The organism is Nostoc sp. WHI, from assembly GCF_015714725.1.
GTDB lineage: Bacteria > Cyanobacteriota > Cyanobacteriia > Cyanobacteriales > Nostocaceae > Nostoc.
Genome location: NZ_WBKM01000207.1, coordinates 1 through 24,534 on the forward strand (window position 1 = coordinate 1; position 24,534 = coordinate 24,534).

General features: G+C 41.7%; 22 protein-coding genes. 7 read left to right on the forward strand and 15 right to left on the reverse strand.

What is annotated here, in order from left to right; all coding sequences use genetic code 11:
* From F8S12_RS20430 to F8S12_RS20475, 10 genes are all read right to left on the reverse strand, one after another.
* On the reverse strand, nucleotides 1–1,171 hold a 1,171-nt coding region (locus F8S12_RS20430; protein ID WP_196517913.1), incomplete at its 3' end, for a hypothetical protein.
* Nucleotides 1,172–1,280: 109 nt separating this feature from the next.
* Nucleotides 1,281–1,880: an alpha-ketoglutarate-dependent dioxygenase AlkB family protein gene (locus tag F8S12_RS20435; RefSeq protein ID WP_196517668.1), complete on the reverse strand. Its 600-nt coding sequence runs from the start codon at nucleotides 1,878–1,880 to the stop codon at nucleotides 1,281–1,283.
* Entirely contained in the window at nucleotides 1,868–2,557 is a 690-nt protein-coding gene (locus tag F8S12_RS20440; protein WP_196517669.1) for a hypothetical protein, read from the reverse strand. Before F8S12_RS20440 ends, F8S12_RS20435 begins: the two co-directional genes overlap by 13 nt.
* Nucleotides 2,558–2,747: 190 nt before the next feature.
* Nucleotides 2,748–3,269, reverse strand: a complete 522-nt coding sequence (locus F8S12_RS20445) for a hypothetical protein (RefSeq protein WP_196517670.1) — start codon at nucleotides 3,267–3,269, stop codon at nucleotides 2,748–2,750.
* Nucleotides 3,270–3,277: 8 nt separating this feature from the next.
* Nucleotides 3,278–3,463, reverse strand: a complete 186-nt coding sequence (locus F8S12_RS20450; RefSeq protein WP_196517690.1) for a hypothetical protein — start codon at nucleotides 3,461–3,463, stop codon at nucleotides 3,278–3,280.
* Between the two features lie 48 nt (nucleotides 3,464–3,511).
* The gene (locus F8S12_RS20455) at nucleotides 3,512–3,970 is read right to left on the reverse strand and encodes a hypothetical protein (protein WP_196517671.1); all 459 of its coding nucleotides are present in this window, start codon (nucleotides 3,968–3,970) and stop codon (nucleotides 3,512–3,514) included.
* A 35-nt stretch (nucleotides 3,971–4,005) separates the two neighbouring features.
* The gene (locus F8S12_RS20460; RefSeq protein WP_196517672.1) at nucleotides 4,006–4,170 is read right to left on the reverse strand and encodes a hypothetical protein; all 165 of its coding nucleotides are present in this window, start codon (nucleotides 4,168–4,170) and stop codon (nucleotides 4,006–4,008) included.
* The gene (locus F8S12_RS20465; protein WP_196517673.1) at nucleotides 4,167–4,430 is read right to left on the reverse strand and encodes a hypothetical protein; all 264 of its coding nucleotides are present in this window, start codon (nucleotides 4,428–4,430) and stop codon (nucleotides 4,167–4,169) included. Before F8S12_RS20465 ends, F8S12_RS20460 begins: the two co-directional genes overlap by 4 nt.
* 86 nt (nucleotides 4,431–4,516) lie before the next feature.
* On the reverse strand, nucleotides 4,517–5,437 hold the full coding sequence (locus tag F8S12_RS20470; RefSeq protein ID WP_196517914.1) for a hypothetical protein: 921 nt from the start codon (nucleotides 5,435–5,437) through the stop codon (nucleotides 4,517–4,519).
* 102 nt (nucleotides 5,438–5,539) lie between these two features.
* On the reverse strand, nucleotides 5,540–6,346 hold the full coding sequence (locus tag F8S12_RS20475) for a hypothetical protein (protein WP_196517915.1): 807 nt from the start codon (nucleotides 6,344–6,346) through the stop codon (nucleotides 5,540–5,542).
* Nucleotides 6,347–6,530: 184 nt separating this feature from the next.
* Between F8S12_RS20475 and F8S12_RS20480 the strand changes: the two genes are divergently transcribed.
* The 7 genes from F8S12_RS20480 to ybaK all read left to right on the forward strand — a co-directional run bounded on the left by F8S12_RS20480 (nucleotide 6,531) and on the right by ybaK (nucleotide 9,976).
* A complete protein-coding gene (locus F8S12_RS20480) occupies nucleotides 6,531–6,740 on the forward strand; it encodes a helix-turn-helix transcriptional regulator (RefSeq protein WP_331001421.1) in 210 nt (69 codons plus the stop codon).
* Complete coding sequence (locus tag F8S12_RS20485) at nucleotides 6,733–6,906, forward strand: hypothetical protein (protein ID WP_196517917.1); 174 nt, start codon at nucleotides 6,733–6,735, stop codon at nucleotides 6,904–6,906. Before F8S12_RS20480 ends, F8S12_RS20485 begins: the two co-directional genes overlap by 8 nt.
* Before the next feature lie 12 nt (nucleotides 6,907–6,918).
* Nucleotides 6,919–7,857 (forward strand): hypothetical protein, encoded by a 939-nt coding sequence (locus F8S12_RS20490; RefSeq protein WP_196517918.1) that lies wholly within the window; start codon nucleotides 6,919–6,921, stop codon nucleotides 7,855–7,857.
* A gap of 116 nt (nucleotides 7,858–7,973) precedes the next feature.
* Nucleotides 7,974–8,726, forward strand: a complete 753-nt coding sequence (locus F8S12_RS20495; protein WP_196517919.1) for a helix-turn-helix transcriptional regulator — start codon at nucleotides 7,974–7,976, stop codon at nucleotides 8,724–8,726.
* Nucleotides 8,727–8,824: 98 nt separating this feature from the next.
* A complete protein-coding gene (locus tag F8S12_RS20500) occupies nucleotides 8,825–9,079 on the forward strand; it encodes a hypothetical protein (RefSeq protein ID WP_196517920.1) in 255 nt (84 codons plus the stop codon).
* Nucleotides 9,076–9,483 carry a type II toxin-antitoxin system tRNA(fMet)-specific endonuclease VapC gene (gene vapC, locus F8S12_RS20505; protein WP_196517921.1) on the forward strand — a complete coding sequence of 136 codons (408 nt, stop codon included), beginning with the start codon at nucleotides 9,076–9,078 and terminating at the stop codon, nucleotides 9,481–9,483. Before F8S12_RS20500 ends, vapC begins: the two co-directional genes overlap by 4 nt.
* Before the next feature lie 22 nt (nucleotides 9,484–9,505).
* Nucleotides 9,506–9,976: a Cys-tRNA(Pro) deacylase gene (gene ybaK, locus F8S12_RS20510; protein WP_196517922.1), complete on the forward strand. Its 471-nt coding sequence runs from the start codon at nucleotides 9,506–9,508 to the stop codon at nucleotides 9,974–9,976.
* A gap of 26 nt (nucleotides 9,977–10,002) precedes the next feature.
* On the opposite strand, the gene F8S12_RS20515 is transcribed toward ybaK, so the two are convergent.
* The 5 genes from F8S12_RS20515 to F8S12_RS20535 all read right to left on the reverse strand — a co-directional run bounded on the left by F8S12_RS20515 (nucleotide 10,003) and on the right by F8S12_RS20535 (nucleotide 24,486).
* Nucleotides 10,003–15,351, reverse strand: coding sequence for a DEAD/DEAH box helicase (locus F8S12_RS20515; protein WP_196517923.1), 5,349 nt, complete (start codon nucleotides 15,349–15,351; stop codon nucleotides 10,003–10,005).
* A 58-nt stretch (nucleotides 15,352–15,409) separates the two neighbouring features.
* A complete protein-coding gene (locus F8S12_RS20520; RefSeq protein ID WP_196517924.1) occupies nucleotides 15,410–16,900 on the reverse strand; it encodes a B12-binding domain-containing radical SAM protein in 1,491 nt (496 codons plus the stop codon).
* A 56-nt stretch (nucleotides 16,901–16,956) separates the two neighbouring features.
* Nucleotides 16,957–17,514 (reverse strand): AAA family ATPase, encoded by a 558-nt coding sequence (locus tag F8S12_RS20525; protein WP_196517925.1) that lies wholly within the window; start codon nucleotides 17,512–17,514, stop codon nucleotides 16,957–16,959.
* A gap of 165 nt (nucleotides 17,515–17,679) precedes the next feature.
* Nucleotides 17,680–21,582, reverse strand: coding sequence for an Eco57I restriction-modification methylase domain-containing protein (locus F8S12_RS20530; protein WP_196517926.1), 3,903 nt, complete (start codon nucleotides 21,580–21,582; stop codon nucleotides 17,680–17,682).
* Between the two features lie 69 nt (nucleotides 21,583–21,651).
* Entirely contained in the window at nucleotides 21,652–24,486 is a 2,835-nt protein-coding gene (locus tag F8S12_RS20535; RefSeq protein ID WP_230968158.1) for a helicase-related protein, read from the reverse strand.
* Nucleotides 24,487–24,534 lie beyond the last annotated feature (48 nt).

Consider the following 24,534-nt stretch of genomic DNA (forward strand, 5'->3'; position numbering starts at 1 on the left):
TCAGGTTCGTCCAACCACCCTTGGTTTTCTCCCAGGTGTTGATTACTGCGATCGCATGATTTATTTCCTGTTGTGCCGAGCGTTTCGATTTAGTGGCTAATTCTTGTGCTAAGAAGTCCACGACTATCGGGTTGAAGTTCTGGTACAGGTTATTCAGCTTTCGCTCTCCATTGCGCCAAGGTAAAACCCAGCGATTCCACTTGATTGTTTCTCTGACAAGCAGTGGTAGAGAATCATCACTCATAGCAGTCGGGTCTGTTAGCCAGGCATCAATCAGTTCTTTCACGTTCCGGGCTGTCTTGTAGGGACAGGTTAGTTGCGGCTTATTCGATTGTTCGGATTTCTCGAACGACCCCGCCGCAATAGTTGATCCACTTGAGGGGTTATTGGTTTGTTGCAAAGACTCTGGATTTTTTGACAAGGAAGCGGGTAATTGTTGGGTTAATTCTTCTAAGCTTGGTTTTTCTGGAGTTGGTTTTTCAAGGTTTAGTTGTTCAGTTTCACACACACACGATTCTTGAATGGAAAGTGCGTTCTGAGTTGGGGGTACATTGTGTGTAGTAATCTTTGAAGTATTCTTTGTATATATAGATAGATTGCCCGAAGGAGGCATTACAGTATGTCCAAGGAAGGCATTATAGCCTGTACTATCGGGGCATTCTGTACTGGATGGTTGGGGCAATATATATTGCTCTGTTAAGGCATTACATATTGCACTATTGGCGCTGTCTATATTGTCCGAATTGGGCATTATGCTGGGTTTTTGATCAGCGTCATCCTGAGATTTTTTCGCTCTACGAGTCCAAGATGAAGTAATTTTCGCAATTGGTAGCTCAAGATTGTTCATAAAAGCTGACCATCGTTGATTTAAAGCATCTTTATCCAACCAAAACTCTAAGCGTCTGGGACATCCGGTATATTTTTCTTGGAGTAATCCTCTGGCTTTAAGAAATTTTCGGGCTGTTTCTTGTTGTTTTCGAGTCAGTCCAGTTTCTTTCTCAATCTCTGCTTGAGTTTTATAAATCCAACCTTCAGGATTTTTTTGTTTACCTAGCCAGTAATACATTTGGCATAAAAACAAATTTGGTAAAACGCCACCAGCGACTTCAACTAGTTTTGGGTAATAAGCAACAGAATTACCAAGGTCTATTAAAAAATCGGTTAACTTCATGAGAACCCCCTACTGATGTTTTGGGATTTAATACATTCAAAAATTTTTCAATCTGACTAATAGAATTCGATATTTGAAAGATACGATAATGTTTTACAGACAAAACGAATTACCTTTTACCCCCAACGTGCGGTCGAAAAGTTAGATTAATCCGTGTGCTAACGACCTTATTGGTCTTTGGAACTTGATGCAGATAAGTACTCTGACAGCCTGGAAGCATCACCAGCAGGCTCCCATGCTCTAACCAAAAGTCAGTCGGCTTACCCCCGATGGGCTTGATTTGGAATTTACGAACCGAACCCAGACTGATGGATGCAATTGCAGGATTTACACCCATCGAAGCTTCATTGTCGTTGTGCCAACCGATAGAATGATGTCCACTTTTATACTGATTGCCGATGACAATGCGGAAGCTGTAACCAGTAGCGGCGGTAATTCTATCTCGCAGTTGGGCTAGCGATGAAGTCCAAGGCAGTGGTTTAAGTAGTACGCTCTTGGAGTAAAGGTAATCACAGCCTTCATCGCCATAAATGCACTCTAAGCGCGGAACAGGCATCGTTTTACCGAGCATTCTGATTGTGTTTTGCTGCCATTGCAGTTCTTGGCAATGTTGGTAGAGTTCATCGGCTTCTTCCTTGTTCAGAAACTCTGGGTAGTAGTTAACTGGTAAAGTAGGAGCAGATTCGGGAAATAAAGTTAGTTGTTGCATAATTCTCCTTTGGCGATTGCCCGAACAATTTCTTCTGCCCGTTCTTGTGAAATAGCCTGTTCTGGATTTTTGTAAAACCCAATAATTTCTGATTTAGGACGCACAATAATGCGCTGTGTGGTTGCGCGTTTGTCCCACACAAAGCACGAGATGGTAACGTTATCGGTAGCCCAACGAGTGCCCCTCTTATCCTTGCGAAAGCAGAAGCGCGGCAAAATCAGTACAAGTGACGGCGGGTGCTGCTGTAAGAAATCAGCCCGATCATCACAGGGTTCGAGAAAGCTGGTTAGAAGGAATGCGGCTACACCAATACGCGCTTTTTGGTAGGCATTCTTGATAATTGGTGCAGCAAATTCCACGTATGGTGGATTGGTACAGATCCAGTCGCATTCTGAAAATTTATCCCAAGACTCGGTTAAAGTTGCGTCGTAGTGATAATCTGCGCCTTTGTGAACGTCAATGTCATTAGTCCAAATTCTTTGGGTGTCTGGCCATGCTCGAAGTAAAGAAGCGATCGCCCCATGTCCGACACATGGCTCACCAATCACACCAGACAATTTAACGCGCCGTAGTAATTCCGTTGTGAACCACGATGGAGACTCATAAAAGTTTAGAGGATGTCGGGTGACAGTTTCGATGACAGTGATTTCTGGCGCTAATAATGGTGCAATAGTCATACTTCATCCTCACTAAATTCAATGTGGCTTAAAGTCTGAAGTTCAACAGCCAATCCACTTAAGAAATTTTGGAGTTCGACTGTTGCCAATTCTTTAGACATCTCTTTTTCTGAGTGACCGCAACATGGACACAAAAAAATCCATTGCATCGTGTCTTGTCCTCGAGTTAGCCACTGTTCTTTATTCATGTTTAATCCTCATCTTCCTCTAATTCTTCGTCTTCATAAAAACTCACTCCAAATAACTCATGAATAAAAGTCCCTACTTTTTTCCAATCAACTTGGGCTTCAGCTACTTCCGGCATAGGATACTTTTTAGTGATTTTTTTAAAACTAGAAAAATCTTCCCAAGTCCACTTGCCTAACTTATCTGATTCAGTCTCAGTTAAGTAATTTAGGCTAATAATATAATCTTGTACTCTTCCTTTGATTTGTTCTCTGTCGCTAAATTTCCAGAAATCACGAAACCAAGTAATTACTTTTTTTGTGCTGTCTGTTTCTGATTCGTCTTCCACCTCCTCATCTGAACATTCATCTTCGATGGATTCAAATTCTTGAATAGCAAACAAAGCCATAGCCACACACGCTCTTTCTGCTGGATGTGTAGCATTTTGCATTTTATAATCATCGCGGACTACATAGCCAAGAATTGCGTAGAACTTCTTAGCTAGTTTTTCAATGAGTACATCTTTTTGAAAGCATCCAAGTTCCATAATTACCTCTAAGGTGTAAAATTGTTCCACTGAAACCAAACCGATCCTGATTCTGGATATGCAGCAGTGCTGTGAACTTCAAGGGGATTACCCCAGTAGCAGCAAGCCTTGATTGCAAATGTGGGTTGTTCTATATTGATTGCGTCTATTTGTTGGGCGATCGCGGTGGATCTTGGATCTTGGAATTTAGTCATCTCTTTTTACCTCTGCAATACCTGCTGATAATGCTTGTTGGAGTGTAATTAATTCATTTGGAATTGCCTAATACTTATTTCTTCGCTAGCATCAAATAATGACATCTGCGCCCGTTTCCCTTGAATATAAGCAACAGACTCAATAATTAATTTGTCAATCCGCTTTTGTAATTCATCTGATACAAGGGATGACGAAAGATGAGGAGTGTTCATCACTACACATAAATCATTAACTGTATTTTGCACGGTAATGGTGATGCCTGTACCAGAATCAGAATGCTTGAGGGTTACGCCTGTAACTATTCCTGATGACCAAATTTTGTCATCTAATCCAGTGGCTTCTATCGCATCAACAAGTAACCCATTGATTGCATCAAAGAAAGATGTTCTCGGTTCTTCATCACAATAAAACTTGACAGTTTTGCGCTCGTTAGACTTAGATTGAGGCGGCAAATCGTAGATGATTTCGATGTCGTTATCTTTGACTTTGATTTTGCTGATTTCCATATTTAGGGATGGTTTTATTAAGTAATTTTCTCTGATCAATCAGCCGAAAATGGCAGCCAGGGCGCATTGTTCATCTTCAAAGCGATCGCATCTTGGACTCCAGGAATAATTTCTTGATCTTTTGGCGTGTTAATAAATGTTGCCCCGCTTTTAGTGCGGCGGACGGTTCCATCAAGGTGGAGAAAAAGGATTTTTTTCATGGTTTGTGTTGTTGATAATTTTGGTTGGCAACTAAAAACACTACATCTGTAATTAAGCTCCCGTCAGGAATTGATACTACTTCAATATCTGTTTGGCTGAGATTCTCAAGTATAATTAGTGCCTGAACTGTATTTAAACATTGCTGCAACACAGCCGGATATTGCTGGTTGTGTTCCCTGGCATACGGTAGATGAACTTGTGTATCTTCTATGAGCGAGTGGAGCAAACTGATTTTGAGTTGTTCTATGGTTATGGGCATATTTTTGGGTAGATTAATGGAGACTTCTAAAGCTTTGAAATTTTAACAAGCTTCAAAATCCTTCATTGACTGATGACTAATATCCATCAAGCCGTTACTAAAGATTTTCTGGCGAAAGCACCTGCCTGCTTTAGTGCTGTACCAGGACTGGGATGAGCGAAGAACTCTTCTATAGCTTTGGTCAACCCAGCCGCAACAGCCGGCTCGTGACAAGCGTAGACATAAATGGGCTGTTGCACACCGTTAACCAATCGCGTTTCTTGGCGTGAGCCTAACTGAGGGTAAAATGTTCTCACCCACGTCCCCAAGTGTCCGCGATAGTGGGAGCCTTTGAGGGGGACTTTCTTTCCAAGTTCGCTTTCTGCAAAATTGACCACGCCAAGCCACCTTTCTTGTGTGCCGTTTAGGGCTTGTTGATTGTAGTCAGCAAATAGATTGGCGGCGTAATCATTCATCTGCTGTTCAATGTAGGGGTTGAGCCTGCCACCTGTTAGTTGAGCGAGAGTCTTCATTGCTTCCACCAGTGTTTTTAGGCGCTGTTCCACTGGGGGGAGGGCTGGTGTGGGATTATGAGTAATAATTGTTACGGCTGCAACCAAGTCCAAAATAATGGTTCTAACTTGGGCTGCTATCTCCGATTGCTGCAAGAGCATTGCAATTCTTAAAGTCCCAAGAGCAGAAAAAACTCTCACTTGAGATGTCTTGGATGGTAGACAGAGCTTCTGTCGAGCATCCCGCAAGTCTTTTCCTGTAAGGATTTGGGTTTCGGAATCTCTGAATTCTGAATGATTAACTCTGTATAGTTCTTTGACGGCTGATTCCGAAACTTCAAAGTATTCTGCTATTTGTGCAGTAGTGGCCCAGCCACTACTACCCCACACAGCGAAAATTATTGCCTTCGCTTTGGAGAGGATGGATAAGGCTTTGTCGCTAGAGAAATCTGTTAAAGCTGAAGTCCTCAGAGTCCTGGACTCTAGTAGTACTGACTGATTTAAAGGTAAGCTCATGTTGGCTCCTGGAAATTTTTGGAAGTGCGAGAGTGCCATTTGAGATAGGCCAAAAAATACCTATAAGTGAGCAGCAATTTTCACTACTGCCCACATGAGGCTTTACACTGTGACCAATTCTTGAAGTTGCGATCGCACTTCCTGGTTGAAAAGCTGCTGTAATTCCTCGGTAGTCAGTTGTTCTAAGGGCCGGTCTTGCAAGTATTTGTGAACTGGTTCAGCCAGCGATGTATCCACCATCGACAATGAGCGCACAGCATCAAACACGGAGTTAGAATACTGCTGCTGACTTGAATAACCCCTCTTCACCCACCAGTTACGGTCAGTGCATCCGACTTGCCCCAGTTTCACGCCGTTGTTGTTGTAAATGCCATCATCGAGAATTTCAAAGCCGTAATTCTGGCACTCGTTGAAGATATGCGCCATGATTCGGTTTTCGGTCGTGGGGGGTGTTGCTTCTTTTTCCTGCACAGGTAATGAACCGTCTTTGTAGTGAGTGCAGATGAAGCGATCACAACGCATTAGAATGTTGGCACGAAATAATTCTTTATCGTTGACCATGACTACCCAGCGTTGCGTTAAGTGGTTATCGTCATGGCTGATGCTGGCTACCAGTTCATCACCAGCGTAATATTCGTGATGGGAAAACGAGATTTCGACTATTCTGAGGGGTTCGGGAGCTATGGCTTGGGCTTGGTCAGCGATGTAGTTGTCGAGTTCGGTTTGGGCGAGGGCTTGGTTGTCAACTTTCTGAAGCTTGGTAGATTGGTGGGTGATGATTGCGTTTACCCAGGTTTCAGTCGCTCTTTTGTCAAGAGTGGGTGTAACGCCTAATTCGGCAGCGATTCTTTTGAGGCGGGGGAGGTTGTAACGGTAAAGGGCTTGCTGTGTGTAGGTTGGATGGGTCATAATTAGTATTCCTTGAATAAAAGGGCAAAGAGCGATCGCTACAAGTTTTTCCAGGACTGGCGATTGCTCTTTGTTATTTTGTATGTCTATATTCTAGCGCTAAATTTCTAGCACTGTCAAGTCACTAGCGCGAAGATTTTAACGCTAGAATAATGCTATGAATTAGCGCATGGGAGAAATTTTCGTGTCAAGAGTTGCAGAACTGCGTAAGCAGAGAGATTTAACTCAGCGCCAGCTTGCTGATTTAGTTGGTGTTGACCCTTCGACAATCCGTAATTGGGAGCGAGACAGAGGGGGTACAGAAACTTTTGTAAAGCTTGCCAAGCTCTGCGAAGTGTTAGGTTGCCAGCCTGCCGATCTATTTAAGATTCAAAATATTGGCTCAGATGACTAGACTCTGTATTTATTCCGGTTCTGGCAATCGGCTACTCCTAAATCACTTGATTCCAAAGCCGATTACAAAAGGCGATCGCTTCTCTTCAAGACGCTGCGCCTACGCAACTACCCATAACCCTGAAAATCTATCTGCAATCGACTTTGAGCAAATGCCACTGAACTAAAAGGGTGGAATCATGCCTAAACCACCTTCTAAACGCAAAAAAGTTACCTCTGCCGTATCTACCGATTCAACTTCAGCAGCTAACTCTGCACATGAGGATATCTCCCAGCAAGTAGATCCCGCTTCAGCAACTATTACGGTTAGTGCTGTTGAAGTTCCAGAGTTGACAGAAGAAGAACAGCGCGATCGCCTTCACCTAGAGCACCGTGTGGAAAGAGCGTTTTTTGAAGCAGGGAAAGCGCTGACAGAATTGAGGGACAGGCGGCTTTATCGCTCCACGCATAAAACATTTGAAGATTATTGCCGGGATCGCTTTGGGCATAGTCGGCAACAATCAAATTATTTGATTGCCGCAGCTGGTGTTTACGAAAATTTGACAACCATTGGTTGTCAAAATGTGGCAAATGAGAATTTGACAACCAATGGATCACAAATTCTGCCCACGAGTGAGCGCCAAGTTCGACCCATGACAAAGCTTGAACCCCAGGAACAGCAGGAAGCGTGGTTAAAGGCAGTAGAACTTGCTGGCGGCAAAGTGCCAACTGGTAGAATCGTGAAAGATGTTGTGCAGCGCATCATGGAGCGTACCCAAGTACCAAACACCTACCAAATCGGCGAAGTGTGCCAAATCGTAGTCAAAGACAACCCGGAACTCAAAGGCAAGGGTGGCTGTTGGGCTATTGTCAGCGCAGTGAATGACTTTAGTTGTAGCGTGAGAATGTGGGATGGCGAATACGCCGTTGGGTTGCAGCACCTGAAGTCCTTCAACTACCTGCCCCAGGAGTGTCAGCAGGTTCAGGAGATTAGCGATCGCATTAGTCGAGTGTATTCGGGTGCGTTGGAGGAGTCCGTGCAGAAGTTTTTGGAGATGCTGGGAAAGCTGAACCGCGCTTATTTGACGGATTTGGAAGAGAAACTACTGACGGTTTTGGAGTCGGAAATCAGAGAATAATGCAACAAAGAAACAATGCTTTCTGTGATTCATTGTGGTATTAAATTAATAAAAGTAAGCTTTGGTTTAATATTTCTGCTCCCGGTTGTTTGTAGAAAGTAGTAAGTTATGACGTTATGACAGGAACACAACAACAAGAAATCATGGATTTACGGGCATTGAATTTAACACCCAAACAAATAGCTCGAAAACTAGGTATCAAGGTATCATCCGTCAATGCAGCGATTCAAAATCAAGCAGAGCAAACCACATTAGATAGATTAACAAAAGGAGAACTAGACCCCGTATATCAGTGTTTAGCAAGCGAGAGTCTTATCCAATTGTTACCGAAAATACCACCAGAAAACAGCATCAAAAATCTGCTGACAAAAATCCTACCTGTAAAAAACAATGATGATATTGATCGCGGTTTAGGATTGGTAGTGATTGCAAGAGTTGCTCGATACAATCAAATCATGGTCTGTAGCTACCTTTTAGATATATGGTGCTTGGGCGTTAAAGATACCATACCACCACGTACAGTAGACAGGATAAAATTTAAAGAATTTACAGAATTACTATTCGAGCCATTTCCCGGAAAACCGCAAGAGGTGACTCTTGAAGTTGCCCAAGGGATGATATTTAGTGCTTGCGAATACGCAGAAAGCTTAGGGTTTCAACCACACAAAGACTTTTCTAAATCGCGTTTGCACATTGGAGAATGGGATGGGAGTATACGTATTGAATGTGGTCGTGACGGGAAACCATTTTATGTGAATGGCCCCCACGATAACCCGAAAAAAATCATGGAAACATTGAAGAGAAGTAGGGGGGAAGGTAATTTTGATTTTCTGATTGGTTCAGATCCTATTGAAAAGAATTTTTGGTAAATGCAATTAAGCTGTTGAGTGTGATAGAGAAAGAGTACGGCATCATAGATGAGATACCACGTAATTCTCAATAAACCAAGGGCTAGAAGAAAACAGTAATGCAAAGTATTAAGTTATGTTCTCATGTTGGAGCTGACGGCATTTTGCACCTTGAGATTCCCGTTGGCATCACAGACAAAGAAATGGAAGTCGTGGTGATTTATCAACAAATAGAACCATCAACACCTACAAAAACACCAGAAGAACTGGGATGGCCACCCGGCTTTTTTGAGCAGACTTACGGTAGTTGTCAAGACGATCCAATTGTTATTGACTATGAAGGTGATTTTGAGACAAGGGAAGAAGTTGTGTGAGGTACTTATTAGATACTAATGTTTGCGCTCGTTATCTCAATGGTAGGTCACTCTTGATCCGAGAACGCTTACAGTCAACAAATGTAGAAGAGATTGCTGTCTGTTCACTAGTAAAGGCAGAGTTGTTTTATGGTGCGATGAAAAGCAATAATCCGCAAATTACTTTAGCTCGACAACAGCAGTTTCTCAATTTGTTTGTTTCATTACCTTTTGATGATGTTACTGCCCTCACTTACGGTAGAATTCGTGCAGAATTATTCGCAAAAGGTACTCCAATAGGCCCTAATGATTTCCAAATAGCTGCCATTGCTTTGACGCATAACTTAACATTAGTTACGCACAACACAAGAGAATTTAGTCGTGTCAGTGGATTGGTGATTGAAGATTGGGAGCTTGAGCAATAAATAATATCTTTTATGGACTTGAATGAAAACTAATGCTGCTCGACTACTTGATAAACTAGGTATTGCATACCAAATCCTCAGCTATGAAGTAGATCCTGATGATTTGGCAGCTGAGAGTACAGCGCACAAAGTTGGTCTTCCGCCAGAGCAAGTTTTTAAGACTTTAGTAGTCAGAGGTGACACAACAGGTATCTGTTTTGCTGTTGTGCCAGGAAATGCTCAGTTAGATTTAAAAGCCTTGGCTCGAATTTCAGGAAACCGCAAGGTTGAGACAGTTGCCCTGAAGGAAGTTCAGCCACTAACAGGATACATCCGTGGCGGTGTGACAGCTTTAGCTAGTAAAAAAGACTATCCAGTTTACCTTGATGAAACGGCAACTCTATTTGAGCAGATCACTGTTTCTGGTGGAATGCGAGGTATGTTGCTTCTGCTATCCCCATCTGATTATTTAGGTGCAGTTAAGGGTACTTTGGGGGCAATTGTACAAAATTAGGAGTCAGTGGATGGATTTGTTCTAGGTTATAAACTTGCTAAAACAAGCAATTCAGTTTGCCAACCTTCACTATGGCTTAAGGTAAGGACAGTATAACCAGTCTCGTACCTAAGATTATCGCGCTCAATTTTGTCTTGCCTACGTTTATCGGGGCTATCATGAACTGAACCGTCACAAAAAACAGCGATCGCCTCTTCCTCATAAACAAAATCTGGTTTACAGTTCGCCTCTGAAATAAATTTCTGAGCAGCATCGGGTAATTTGTACCCCCGTTGATAAATTTCTTGCAAAACCACACGCTCAAAATCAGAGTTAGGGTCTGTCTGTTCCAGCAATTTTTGATATTGCTGATCGCGAGAAAGCCCTTTGACTTGAGTAATAACGCTACTCTCCAGTAAGAGGTCAAGCCAAGGTTTGATTAAGTGACGATTTATCAATGGATGGTCAAATTGATTGCGGTAAGAGAGCAAGCATTCATAGCAAGCTTGAATACAACTGTCTTTAGGTTGTGTAAAATGACAAATGTCAAAAGCTGCCTCAGCAATTTTCTTAAATGCCTCTGGTTTTTCTAAGAGCTGAGAGAGTACACCTGCACCACCTTCAGCAGCTTCCCAAAAAAGCAGGTATTTGCCTTCGCCTAGTCTTTCAGAGTCGAGTTCATCAGCTTCTAATTTGTAAACGGCTTGAATTGCAGTTTCCAAAGTGTATTGCAAGGTGGCAATAAAAGCTTCTCTGTCCTCTACAGGAACATTTAATGGCTCAACAATCAAGATATTGCAAGTATCATCAACCATTAAATTGACTTCGGTATGCAAACTGTCGGGTGTCTGTTGAGTCTGTAGATTTTTATGGTCGCCCCATACCCCCGTTGTTGGATTGAGCTTAAATCCTCGTTCTTCTCTATTCTTCTTCAGTCCCCGATTAATTCGCCAAATGGTAGCTGTGGCTCCATAGGTTAACTTAAACAGTGGCGTACCGTCAGCAGCTTGAACAATAGCTGATTCCCGCTTTTGACTAGCGTAGCGGAAATGAGTGGTGATGTTGTAGCCGTACTTGAGCCGTTCTTCTTCGTCGCAGGTAATGCGTTCTCGACGACGAGCGATCGCAGTTTCCATTGGCAGTACACGAGTCAATTTAGCTACATTGCCATGAGCATCAGGTTTAATTTCTGCGCCGCAGTTTTCACAAGTGTCACGAAAATCGCCATCGTGGTAATACCCGCAGTTAGCGCAGACACTCACCCGTTTATACTCGCCTTCAATGCCACCAACAGGAACTTTTGTTTTGGCCACCATGAATTTACTACCTTCGTAGTAAAGGATGTTATTGGGAGCAAATTCCCGTAATGCCATTGAGCGGGGGCGAGAAATAAATTCACCACCTTCACCAGCCGGAATAAATGCTCGGACTGGCAGACGGGGGAAGTTAAATCCTGGTAAAAATCCTTCGGCAGCAAAGTAACGATAGGGATAAAATTCAAACTGGGAATTACTCTTGCCTTGGCTGTGTCCTACGAGTAAATCAATTTGTCGTTGTGCTTCTCGTGCCTGTGCTTCCGCATTGTTACGTTCTTCCTGGGCAATATCACCTCTAGCAAAACGGTCAATAGTGCGACGGGCAGATTCTAACTGCTTAACTGACTCTATATATAAATCTCGCCAACGCTTACAGGCACGGTCAAAAGCATTCAGAGCATTTTCGATGGTATTCTGTAACCAATTTACAGAATACCAAGAAGCTTTTTGCAGATCCTCTTGGCAGAAAAAGTCTGAGAAGATAGACTGAGCGGCTTGCAGACATTGGGTTAATTTGGCTTGGCTCAGGGTAAGTTGTTGGCGAATGCTGTCTTTGAGGGGATAGTTTTCTAATTCCAAATCCAAGATTTTATTCATGGAATCTTCCAAGTAAACCCCAGTATGTGCTAACCAAATTGAGTAAACATGAGATTTAATTAAATCCTGGTTGGCTAATTCTAGTTTTGGTGGAGCAACTACCCCAGCAACCATTTGATTTTGGCGCTTGAAAAAGTATTGATCGTGACCGCTACCAATGGAAGCATAAGTAATGACTAAAGCTTGCTGTCCACTTCTACCAGCACGACCGCTACGTTGAGCGTAATTAGCAGGACTCGGGGGAACGTTTCGGAGATGGACAACGCTAAGGTCGGAAATGTCGATACCTAATTCCATTGTCGGAGAGCAGAACAATGCAGCTAATTGTCCTTGACGGAATTTTTCTTCTCGTTCTTGACGGTCTTTGTTGCTTACCTGTCCGGTATGTTCTCGCCCTTCCATTGTTTGGATTTGCAAGGCGTTGGTTTGGTAAAAACCTTGGAAAAATTGGTTAACTGAAATATTGGGTTTATCGTTACCCTGCAAGCGACGCGATGTTAAGGGATCGGTAGGGATTTCCTTGAGGTTGCTTGCTTTCCATAGTAGTGAGTCTATGCGTAGCTGTACCTCAGATTTTTCTTGCACTAGGTAGCCAGCATCACACAAAGCATCAATTAGAGTAGTGATTAAGCTGTTGAACTCTACATCTGTTAAAAGTTGGCTGCGGAGCGACCATGTATTTGGCGAACGCAAAAATCGTCCAATTTTACTTCTAGTAGTAAGTTTAACTTTTGCTCTTTCATTACCACCAGTGCTAATAGTTGCCCAAGTTGCCAAGTATAAATATTCGTTCTCATCGAACACCCAAGGTTCTTTAAGAGCTTGAATGACTTCGCTTTTGAGTGAATCTTTCTGGTCTGGTTGTAAAAGTTTGGCATCAATTGCCAATTCTCGTCGCAAATGGTTGAGGAATGCTTGCGTAATTACGAAACGTTGTTGCGGAGTGGCTTGTAGTAAAAGAGGATGGCGGTGTTTTTGCCAAAGGTGGTTGTCAGCACAGTCTTCTTGTAGCCCATTATACTCAATTATCAACAGTCCACACTGTTCGAGGTTGGGTTGAACAATGCGCCATCCCCGACGCAAGTCTTCGTAAAGACGATATTCAATCAGTTTGCGAAAGGCTTCTTCATTGCGCCGCTTACCGCCACTAAATTCTGCTGGTTGCTTGGCATAGTCGTTTTGAGTAATTCCCATGTATTGGACGACTACACTAGCTAATTCGCTGTGAGTGAGTTGTCCTTTGGCTTGAATTGCGCCTAAAAGTGCAGCCCGTAAGAAACTGGTTTGGACAAAATCATTGAAATGCCCTGCTTGTAATGAAGCATCTTGACGATTATCAGTAAAACTGAGGATTTTGGCAGCTTTAGCTTCCTCGCCTGTGAAGACTTTCTTGAGGCGGCTAGTGGTAGAAAGACAAAGCAGAGTGGTAGCGGTACTGCGTCCTTCACTACTGAGGCGAGAGAGTTTAGCAAATTCGTTTCGCTTCTTATCATGAAGTACGCCGCAGTTCAGACAGGTCAGAAAGGGCTTAGGAATAAACCAACAAGTGGTTCCTTGCAACAAGGAGGATGTAACTTTACCATTGGGTAGAATTTGGAGTTTGCGAGGAATAAACCTTACAAAGTCTTTTTTGGCAACCCGTCCTTTCTTTTTGGTTTCACTAAACCAAGAGTCAGGAAGTCTATCTTCATCGCTTGTATCCCAAAGTTCTGGTTCATCAAGGGTAAGATAACCTTCGGTAATATCTGCATCATCAGGACTAATATCTAATGCAGTAGGCAATTGGGGTAAGATAATATGCTTATCGGCATCGTAGCGCACGACATAATAATCCTGTCCGCATTCCCGACAAAAAACAAGGGGATAAAGTAGGCGGTTGTCGGTGGTTGTATATTGACCTTCAAGGGTTAAATGGCGTTTGTCTCGATTTTCAATAGTGGCGTAAACGCTTCCCCCTTGGGAAATGAACTGATGTAGGCGAAAAGCAAGTCCATTAATCTTGCTTCCCCAAAGGAACATCTGTTTGAGGACTGTTAAACAAGTTTCCTCTAAAAGCTGGGTTTGTTCGGCAAGTTTGGTTGCACCTGTTTCTAAGCTGATGGGTTGACGGCGAACGAGATGCCCTTCTCTTTCTTCTAAACCAAAGTTCATCTCGATCCAGTAGCTCAGGGAATGGTTTTGGAATTGTGTTAGTGTTTGTTCTAATTCGGTTGGTAAACCTGCCGAGATTCCTTGGCACAGTTGTTCAATAGTAGGTTCAACACGTTGGATAGAACGTTCTAGGGTTTCATCAATGACATTACTGGGTTTAATTTCCACGCCAAATAACTTACTAGCGACATCTGCCACAACCTGACGGCGTTGTTCGCGGGAACCGACTGTTGACATGGTGGCACTTGTGCCAATGCAGAGTAATTCGTCATTACTTTTGCTACGCTGACGGAGTTTGCGGATCAATATGGCAACGTCTGCACCTTGTCGTCCGCGATAGGTATGTAATTCATCCAGTATCAGGAATTTTAAATTGGGAGACTCTACCAGTTTATTTTCGTGAGTGCGTGAGAGCATTAACTCTAGCATCACGTAGTTGGTGAGTAAAATATGGGGTGGATTGTTTTGAATTTCGGTTTTCTTGGTTAAACTTTCTTGCCCGGTGTATTTTTCAACACGAATGTGAGTATTCGGAACTTGGCGTAAAAATTTGTCGAGTTCTTCTTTTTGGGAGTTAATTAAGGCATTCATAGGATAAACCAATATTGCCCTGACTTCTGAGATTTCGGGATGACGCATTAAATCATCAAAGATCGGCACAACGTAAGTCATGCTTTTACCGGAACCTGTGCCTGTGGTAACAACGTAAGGTTCTTGGCGTTGTGCGGTTTCAAATGCTTGCTTTTGGTGGTAGTGGAAAGTAAAGGGTGTGCTGTCTTTTTTGTAGAAGTATTTTTCGCAGTCTGGATGAAGGGTTCGCTGTTGTACTAATTCTTTGACTGTTGCACCCTTTTTATAGCTGGGATTGAGTTGAACTAGGGGGTCAGTCCAGAGTTGCCCCTTGTCTAATTCTACGTCTACAAAATCTTTGACTTTGGGATCGCGGATTTTGAGGAAGCTTTCTATATAGCGGCGGTAGTCGCCTATTACCTCGTTGCGGAAGTTGAAGATATCAAGAGAATCAGGAATTGATAATTGGGACGACGTGGCTTTTTGTTGTGTAGCTGTGCGTCCTAAGCGATAGTCAATGTGTTGGTAAAGTTGGTTGGCAAAGGTGTCTGTTAGGGTGTTAGTGTCAAAAATCTCTATTAGTTCTGCATGATCCCATTCTTGGGGAACATGGGCGAAAATTAGGTTTAGTTGTTCAGAAGTGACAGAAACAATATTTGTACAATCAACTAATGCTAATCTTTGTCCGATGAGGGAACTAATAGATAAAATAGCCGATTCTGGCTGTTTGATTAATTCTTGTAGTTTGACCGGGATTTTCATAATTAAAAGCTGATATGATAATATAAAAACTGCCTCAAATAGCTAGTATTCTCATGTTTTACATTCCAGCTTTTAAGTAATCCCAAAGTACTTGCCTATTTGATTCAGTTTCTTTCAAATCCTTGGAAAAAGGTAAAGAATCAATACCAAAATTAATAGCAGCATCGACAAATTCGGTGTAGGAAATTTTTGGAGAAAAATAACCATATCGTTTTTGAGTATAAAAAGTGTCGATAGTCTGAAAAGATTTAGCAAACAAAACTCCTAGTTCTTGGAGAGAATCATAGGTTAATTCTGAACTAGGGTTAATAGGCCATAGATGTCTTGACTGCCAAACTGCATCTGTAATAATATTTCCTCCATAACGCTTAACTTCTTCTTTTATTCCCCCTTCTAAAGATGAACCAGGATACAGCAAAAGAGGATATGCTGAAACACTAGTGACATAGGGTATATTCTTAGTAAGATAAGAAAATGTTGTTGCTATTGTTTCTAAAGTATCTCCTATATAAAAAAGAATATTGAGCTTGATCATAATACCAAGGTCATAGGCAGCACGCAGTATTTCAGATGCTCTGTCAAGATACCTTTGGGGATCACGAGTTTTACCCATTCGGAGAAGAATATCAAAAGAAGCACTTTCTAATCCCAAATCCAAAATTCGACAGCCCGCTTTTGCTAATTTATCTAGACGGCTTGGAGTTAAATATTCTACACGCGTGCTAGTTCTCCAGGTAAAATTTAAACCTCTCCCTTGACGTTGAATAGCTAACTGGGATATTTCTTCATCTTGCATGAGAAACATAGGTGTTTCTAGGTAAATACAAATTTCATTATCCCCATATATATCAGTAATATATTCCGCTTCCTCGATAATAGAGGGTATGTCCTTTTTACGCACTCCGGTTTTTGCAGAAACACAGAATTCACAGCCGAAAGTACAACCTCTACCAACTTCCAAACTTGGTGCAAATGTCTGGAAATTTGGATAGAGGCTATAGTTAAGTCGAGTCATTTTTTGAGGATTAAAAGCTAAATCATAATGAGTTGAGCAAATCTCTCCATGAAGATCGCGATAAACAATATTATTAATTGTATCAAGAGGTTTTTTGTTAGTAATATGCTCAACAAGTTGACACAAAATTTCCTCGCCTTCACCTCTGACTACTATATCTATCGCTGAACATTCCAATAATACTGTTTCTGCGATTTGTCCAACATGATCTTTCCCACCAACAATTATAGGAATAGATGGAAATCTATTGCGAATTGTGCTAGCTATTTTTAGGCAAGGAGGATAGCTAAAACCACTGACGCAAGATAACCCAATCACATGAGGTGAAGTCTGCTCAATTTCTTGTAAAAGTTTTATTAAACAATCTTCTTCAGGATAGGATTGAGGGTCAAAAATACCAACATTAAATCCTCTCTCTGTCATATAAGAGGCGATTACTAGAATGCCAAAATTCAGCCTTTTTAAAAAGGAAAAAGCTAAATCATAGGGTTTTTTACCTAAATCGATTGGGATATTAACTAAAAGTAAATCCATGATTTTACCTATTGTTTAATTTTTTGAGTGTTGCGTAGCTGTTTAGATTTGTTAAATTAAGAAACTTTTGTAACTAAATTAGTAAGTAAAGTTTCTACTTTTTGAAATAATTCTTCTTGTAGACCATCATTAATAATCATGAAATCTGCTATAGCTATAGTTCCACCTAGCTCGATTTTCTCAATTTCTCTATAATCTCGTGCTTCGGCTTCATCTCTTTTAAATGGTCTTATTATTCTGGAAGCTAGGCGTTTATAACGGATATGCTTAGAAGTAAATAAAGCTAAGACTACTAATTTATCACCGAACTCTTTTTTCAGAGATTTATATTCACTAAAGCTTCTTATCCCATCAATGATAACAAAAGAATTTTTCATCAATTTAGCTTGAATCCAAGGTAAAGACAGTTTTACACAAGCATCCATTCCATACTTGTTTCTGATTTCCTCTCTAACTATTGGCTCAGTCAAGGGCGTAATTTCTAGTCCACGTTTTAAGATTTCTTCTCTAATTAAGTCTCCAAAGCTTAATACAGGTAAGTTCTGATTTTTAAAATATTCAGCTACTGTACTTTTACCAGAGCCAGGCATACCAACAATTGCTAATAATTTCATTGTTTACCAATCTAATTTTATTAAGAAGAAATTGAATAAATTTTAATGCGTGTATCCATTACAGCAAACTTCAAAAATCTGGAATAAAATAGGCTAGGCATCTAGTTTTTTTAGATTCTTTACTTCGTTTATCTACAATCTACTGCAAGGATAATCAGGTTTAATTTAGGTATCAAACATTCTATCCCATGCCTCCAAAACTAATCTTTGTGTGCGATATTCACCAAACTGCTTCATTTCGTTATTCTTCAAAACACGGAATGTTTCGCTAGGGAAGTCTGCACCGTAGACATCAGCAGGGTCGAGGACATATCGTAGTTCATCACGGGTGAGTCCGTAGAGTTTGGCGTAATATGCGTCTAATTCTGCTCTTAATAATGCGCGTCTGTTAGGGTTCCAAATGAAGGGTTCGCCGTCGTATCCCATATCTTTGGCGAAAGGTTGCATATCCCAGGCGGTGTAGACTAATTCGAGTACGCGATCGCTAATAAATTTGATATCTTCTGCGGTGTATAATTCTGGGGGAAGAACCGGAAGTTGTCGCATGGTGAAATATTTGAGTGAATTACCACCGATTTTTTGACGAGCAATATAATCAAGAGACAAACTGTTTAAACAAGCCATTAAGCACAGAATTAGTAAGCTATTTGATATGGATGGCATCATTAAAAGAAATTTATCGTTACAGCCAATCCTTGGAAAAATAGTAGAGATGACTGTACGCTCACTAACTGAGTTTGTTATATCACGCCATCCCATAAGCCACTGTTTGTTCCACTTATCCGCTAATCGTTTATCTACTTCAACTTGTTCGAGCCAGTATCGAGGTTGAACAGCAGAATATGGACTTTGTTTGATTTCATCTGACAATTGAGGCAAAATACCTGCATTTAGGTTAGCTTGTGTCGCACCTTCATAAGTTGAGTAACGGTGATCAAACTGGTGAAGCATCTTGGCTTCGTAAAGTGGAACTAAATCGTTACCCGCCTCATTTTTAAATAAACCGCTATCATTTGCCATATCAAACATTCGCAGAAACGAAATTCCCCAAGGGTTGCTACCTGTATTCTCATTTTCTAAAACAGGGACACGCTGATAAATTTTTGTAGTTAATTCAGCATCAGTACGAGTGCGGAAAATAGGACAAGTTAAAGTATTAGGATTAATTAAAGCAATTTCTGCCGAGGATAAATTAAAATGACGTTGCTGTTTATTCGTATCGGCAAAGTAACGGCAGAAAAAGGTAAAATCTGCTTTTCTAACTTTTACATCCCCTCCTGTAACTGCTAAAGTACAGAATTTAAAAGCGTGATGTACTGACGGGAAAATGAAAGCTTCATTTTCAAAACCTGTTAGGCTCGCTAAAGACTGAGATTTAATTAAATTACTGAAATAGTTTTTAGTTGTGTCATCAGTAGCAATACCAATAGGTACAATAACCCCAATTCTCCCATTAGATGCAATCAACTTTTTCGTAGTCTCTGCAAAAATAGCATAAGTATTGATGTCTCCCACCGCAGTTAAAGGAAACCTAGCCGACTCTCTAATAAACTTACTCTGCGCCTCAGCATCATGTTTCGCATCTTCAAAAGCTTGTGCTAACTCAGGATTTTTCTTAGGTAATTCCTTAATCAACTTCTCCCGCGCCGCTTTATTTATAGCGTTAGCAATTTCTGTACTTTGAAAAGCAAAAAATTCTTTCTCTTGTAACTTAATCCGTTCCCAAGGTGGATTACCCAATACACAATTAAATCCGCCTTGCTCAAATACTTCAGGAAACTCTAAACACCAGTGAAAAAAGTGTTTTTCTTCAGCTAACTTATTCGCTGCATTTACAACCTTACTTAATTCGTAATTCGTAATTCGCAATTCGTAATTATCCTCTGATTTACGAATTTTTTCTACTTTTTCACGCTTTAAACGGTTTAATGCTTCGGTCGTAGGTAATAACTGCAAATGATGCTCAGTTAGCGACATAAAAAACGCTGCTGTCCATAAATTGCAAGCAGAATGTTTCAACCACCAACTAGATTCTTGCAGATTTTCTTTATATTGCTTTTGCTTATCTTTAACTTGTTGTGGCGTGGTTTCAGGAATTACCCCCAACTGTCGCCACATTTCTGCATAATCTACGCTATTAGTTTCTAACTTCTCACCAATTGATAGTTGTCCTGTTTTCTCTCGTTCGTTTTTATTCCGTTTCTTAAGCTGTGTAGATAGTTTTTTATCATCCCCAGTTACCGCCTTAAACGCTTCATCAGGAATTCCTTCATCTAAACAACTCAAATCCATCACTCCCACAAGGGAATTACCACACTTAATCCTGTGATCTAAAAAATTAAGAGGTAAGCCGCGAGAAAAACCTTCAATCCATAAAGCTACTTTGCATAAATCAACAGCTAAGGGGTTTAAATCCACCCCATAAATGCAATTTTGAATAACATCTCGAATCGCTAACTTTAAAGGTTCACTACCTGGTTCAGCTTCCCCAGTGCGAATTTTAGCTAATTCCTTTCCTACCCGACGTGCCGCCGCTAAGAGAAAATGACCCGAACCACAGGCAGGGTCTACAATTTTGAGGTCGAGAAGTGCTTTTTCTAATTCGTAATTGCTTTCTGCATTCCGATGCTTTTCTTTTGTACTGCGAAGTTTTTCTTCAATTACAGGTTCTAAAGCTGTTTTTATCAGTTGTCCCACTAGCTGCGGTGGCGTATAGTAAGAGCCAGTAGTTTTCCTCTCACTACCAAATACTAATTTGAATTCGTAACTTTTAGGAGAGATTTCTGGGTGAAAATCAAGCAGACTTTCATATACGCTCCCCAATTCTTCTACATCTAAGGCAATATAATTTACCCGTCGTAATTGCCCCTTATTTTGATATAAAGATAACTCCCGAATCGCTACTAGCAAGTCGTGATTATCAATAGCACAATCATCTAAAGCTGGTAGAGTGTACGAACCAAATAAATCGCCATTTAATGGTGATAATCCTAAATATTTTCCCCGCCAATTTTCATCAAACAGCAAAAATGTAACCCGCAAACCCTGCCATAAATCTTGAAAGCCTTCCCGTCGCCAATGGGGGCGCTCCGCTAACTCTCGCAGTCGCTCAATGCTGTAATATTCTCGGTAGATTCGTGCTTTCTCTACATCATCTCCAATTAATAAATTACGGGACTCTGCCACCATCAAAAACAGCAGGCGATAAATCAGCCGCAACAGTTGGCGATAAAAAACTAATTCGTAATTATTAGAGAATTTTTGGCGGAGGTGTTCGTTTTGCGGATGTTGGAGAAAACCAGTGCCTAGCTGTATTAGTGCTTTTTCTACACCATCTCGGAGTCTGTCGCGTACCCGTCCCCCCTGTTGCAGTGCTTCTTGGTGGTAATATTCCAGCAAACACTTATCCGCATCATCCATACCTTCAGGCAAGCGGGAACGGTGAAACAACCGATAAAATAGCCCAAATTCGGCAAAGTTCTCACCACTGAGAATCTGCTCTAAGTCAAATTCGATATAGGTAAGCCGAGTCATCAACGAAGAGTCACGCAGTAACCGCCAGTGATAACCATTGGTTGCGATCGCCCACAGATGCTCTGTCTTGTTAAGATATTCCTGCACCAGTGCGTGTGCTGATAACCTGGGTGTACCACTGGGAGGACGTTTATCGATTTCTAGCCGACAACCAATAATGTGGATAGGTGGCTTATTTTCTCCTGCTTCCGCACGGTGAGAAATCGCATAGGTTTGTCCTTCTACGACTTCGGCTGTTGCAGTGTATACAGGTTCATAACCTAGACTTTGCAGTAATGGTACTGTCCAAAGTTCACGGGTAATTGTAGTAGCCGAGTTATTCTCATCGAGCCTTGCCAATGCGCGTTGAAATGCTGCCCAGTATGCTTTAGCATCGCCCCAGGCAGTGGCAATTTCATCTGCTAATTTATCAGTTTTATTAAAACCAAAGTCTTCTGGTAATTGTCCTTTGATGCTGCCTTCTAGCATTTGGGCAGTCATATCTGGAGCTAGTAAATTTCCTTCGATTTGAAGCGCAGTTAATGTAGTTTTCATATCTGGAGAATTAAAAATAAAAAATTAATAGCTAGCTGGTAGCAGCGCAGTTGCAGGACAACCAGGCTTTTACTTACGTCCGGGTTGGAGAATAAAAACACCGAGAATATCCATCGGCAATTGGGGGATGACGCGAATTCGACCTTCTTGGGTCATTGCTCTGACGCGTCTATGGCTTTGTAAAAGTTCTTCTGCTCTTTCTCTGGCAAACTTTTCCAAATCTGGCTGGAGTTCTTCTAACCTTTGGAGTAACTCAGTAATTTCCACCTGCTTGATAGCTTTACCAACATCGCTGACTGGCTTCGCTTGTTGCAGTAGCGATGTTGCTTCCAACTGCGTCAACCAACTAGGGCTTGAGGGCGAACCTGTAAAGCCAATAACCGCGCATTCTTCCGCTAGTAGAGATGTGGTATTTCGCGTTTCTGTAGTACGTTTAGAACTATCTAACAAATGCCGTAACCTTACCAGCAGCAAAGTTGTGCGCTTTTGTACTGCATTAGTTGTAGTAAAGCCGCATCGTGCTGCGATCGGTTCTGTAGTGTGGGAGAGTGCATCTTCTAAGATGTACCGTGCCAAGCCTTCCACTAAAGGGTGATTTCGTCCTACGTATTCCACACCCTCCAGTATTGGGGTGGTAAAAGAGAGTAAACGCGACTTATCCCCTAACGTTGACTTGAGAAAATCCGGTGGTTGGGAAAGTAACCATCCCTGCTTTTTCTTAATTAAAGAACAAGAGATGCGAAGGCAAGCCGATAAGACAAACCGCTCTACATCCTGTTCATTCCCTAAAATCTGGTCTGAGTCAATTAATTCCTGTTCTACTTGCTCAGGCTTAATGGCACGTTGAGCAAAGCGAGTCCTATTGGTTTTTTCCCGTTCTACTGCCTTGTCCCAATTCTTATGAACTTTATCAACCGCAGATTCTTCTTGAAACTCAAACAGCGACAACTGAATAACCTCAGTAGTACGTTCAAACAGAGACTTAAAGACTGCTTCCGCTACAGTAGTACTTTCCATTGGTACGGGAACAGTAATCCCTAAAGACTTGTGAATCTGCACAGCTTTGCGAATCAGAACATCCAGAACTGCACCATCAACAGGATTATCTCGACCATAAAGCAAGCAGGCTTTCACCTTAATTGCTGTTTGTCCATAGCGGTCAATACGTCCTTCGCGTTGTTCTAACCGGTTAGGATTCCAGGGTAAATCGTAGTGAATTACTGCACTGAAATGCGTTTGCAGGTTTACTCCTTCGCTCAAACAGTCTGTAGCTACTAGGACTCTTTGGGGATAAGATTTTAACTCTTCTAGTCGAGTTTCCCGCTCATCCTCGGAAAGTTCTCCAGTAATCGCAATTACGCGGATCTGACTACCTTTTTTCTCCAATTTCTGTCTGAGAGCATCAGCTACATAGTTTGCCGTAGCAATATAGCGACACCAGACAATCGGGTTCATCTCCTCTTTGAGCAGAGATTCTACCGTAGCAATGCACGATTGCAGCTTTTGGTCTTTGCCACCTTGTAACTTCTCTGCTGCTTGCACAAAAGCTTTTAACTTGCGTTTATTCGCATCTTTATAACTTTGCTGTCCCTGTTCTATGACCAAAGTTGGCGAAGCATCAACCACTTGTTCTTGCTCTGTGGGATCGTGGACATAAGAACTCATCAAATCTTCGTCTAAATCAGCCAGTAAGCGTTCAGTTGATTTACTAACTTGACGATTTAATGTAGCGATCGCAGCCGCAGGTGAAGACATGACACAACGGATCAAAGCCAAAGCCGACCAGTATCTTCCCCGACGTTGAGCATGACTCATGTCCGCCGTAGTCGTTTTCACTAGACCACGAGCAAAATCATAGACTTCATCAAATAGTTCTTTGTACTCTTTCGATAACTTATATGACTCCTCGCTTGACTCTCGTTCAGGAAAAGGAGTTTCATTCCCTAGCCAAAGCTTGACATCTGCCCGTCTGCGCTGAACAAAATGATTAGCTAAGTGGTCACGTTGTTTGTCAGTTAAGCTATTGAGATTGAAATGCTCAAACTCCGGCTTCAGCAAACCTAAAAGTGAGAGAAAAGATTCTTCAATCCCACTGTGAGGAGTAGCTGTAAGTAACAGTAAATGCTGTTCTTGTTTTTTAGCAATTTCTGTAATTAGCTGATGTCGCTGCTGCTGGGATGTAGTAGTTTTATTTGGACGGGCGCAAGTATGTGCTTCATCCACAATTACTAAGTCAGGGCAGTGAGTTATAAAGCTGGCGCGACGACGTTCTGCTTTGGCATAGTCTAAGCTAACAATCAGGTGTCGATAATAACTAAAAACACTGTCATTATTTGGAATGTTCCGCTCTAACTTGGAAGCTGTGCCAGAACGTACTACCACCGCATCAATATGAAACTTTTCACTTAATTCCTGCTGCCATTGATCGCATAAGTGTGGTGGACACAGTACTGCAATTCGCTTAACTTCACCTCGGTCTAGCAATTCACGAGCTATTAGTCCAGCTTCAATGGTCTTACCAATACCTACGTCATCAGCTACAAGCAGTTTTACCGTTTCTAGTTTCAGTGCCATCAACAAAGGAACTAACTGGTAAGGACGGGGACGCAGTGACAATCGTCCTAAACAGCGAAAAGGCCCCGCCCCGCTACGGAGTAGAAGACGTGCAGCATCCATGAGCAAAAGTGCGGCTGCATGGTCTTGTACGCTAGTAGCTTGAGGTAGAGGAAATGTAGCTGATTCAATCTTCTCTAGCTCTTCTTCTAAAAGCTTTTGGTAGATACCAGCAATTTCATCTTCATTGCCTGAAAGCGGTCGTAGACGAATAACATCTTGATTTTCTGAAGGTAGTATCACCCATTGCCGACTGCGACAGGTGACTATTGAACCAGGTGAATGGTTCATAGTTTGTGCCATTGTTAGCCTATATTAGTATTGAAAATTTGGCAGCAG

Bases quoted from the DNA above. Each gene is read 5' to 3' on its own strand.
- F8S12_RS20435 (WP_196517668.1), bottom strand. From the start codon at position 1,880: ATGCAACAACTAACTTTATTTCCCGAATCTGCTCCTACTTTACCAGTT.
- F8S12_RS20440 (WP_196517669.1), bottom strand. From the start codon at position 2,557: ATGACTATTGCACCATTATTAGCGCCAGAAATCACTGTCATCGAAACT.
- F8S12_RS20445 (WP_196517670.1), bottom strand. From the start codon at position 3,269: ATGGAACTTGGATGCTTTCAAAAAGATGTACTCATTGAAAAACTAGCT.
- F8S12_RS20450 (WP_196517690.1), bottom strand. From the start codon at position 3,463: ATGACTAAATTCCAAGATCCAAGATCCACCGCGATCGCCCAACAAATA.
- F8S12_RS20455 (WP_196517671.1), bottom strand. From the start codon at position 3,970: ATGGAAATCAGCAAAATCAAAGTCAAAGATAACGACATCGAAATCATC.
- F8S12_RS20460 (WP_196517672.1), bottom strand. From the start codon at position 4,170: ATGAAAAAAATCCTTTTTCTCCACCTTGATGGAACCGTCCGCCGCACT.
- F8S12_RS20465 (WP_196517673.1), bottom strand. From the start codon at position 4,430: ATGCCCATAACCATAGAACAACTCAAAATCAGTTTGCTCCACTCGCTC.
- F8S12_RS20470 (WP_196517914.1), bottom strand. From the start codon at position 5,437: ATGAGCTTACCTTTAAATCAGTCAGTACTACTAGAGTCCAGGACTCTG.
- F8S12_RS20475 (WP_196517915.1), bottom strand. From the start codon at position 6,346: ATGACCCATCCAACCTACACACAGCAAGCCCTTTACCGTTACAACCTC.
- F8S12_RS20485 (WP_196517917.1), top strand. From the start codon at position 6,733: ATGACTAGACTCTGTATTTATTCCGGTTCTGGCAATCGGCTACTCCTA.
- F8S12_RS20490 (WP_196517918.1), top strand. From the start codon at position 6,919: ATGCCTAAACCACCTTCTAAACGCAAAAAAGTTACCTCTGCCGTATCT.
- F8S12_RS20495 (WP_196517919.1), top strand. From the start codon at position 7,974: ATGACAGGAACACAACAACAAGAAATCATGGATTTACGGGCATTGAAT.
- F8S12_RS20500 (WP_196517920.1), top strand. From the start codon at position 8,825: ATGCAAAGTATTAAGTTATGTTCTCATGTTGGAGCTGACGGCATTTTG.
- ybaK (WP_196517922.1), top strand. From the start codon at position 9,506: ATGAAAACTAATGCTGCTCGACTACTTGATAAACTAGGTATTGCATAC.
- F8S12_RS20515 (WP_196517923.1), bottom strand. From the start codon at position 15,351: ATGAAAATCCCGGTCAAACTACAAGAATTAATCAAACAGCCAGAATCG.
- F8S12_RS20520 (WP_196517924.1), bottom strand. From the start codon at position 16,900: ATGGATTTACTTTTAGTTAATATCCCAATCGATTTAGGTAAAAAACCC.
- F8S12_RS20525 (WP_196517925.1), bottom strand. From the start codon at position 17,514: ATGAAATTATTAGCAATTGTTGGTATGCCTGGCTCTGGTAAAAGTACA.
- F8S12_RS20530 (WP_196517926.1), bottom strand. From the start codon at position 21,582: ATGAAAACTACATTAACTGCGCTTCAAATCGAAGGAAATTTACTAGCT.
- F8S12_RS20535 (WP_230968158.1), bottom strand. From the start codon at position 24,486: ATGAACCATTCACCTGGTTCAATAGTCACCTGTCGCAGTCGGCAATGG.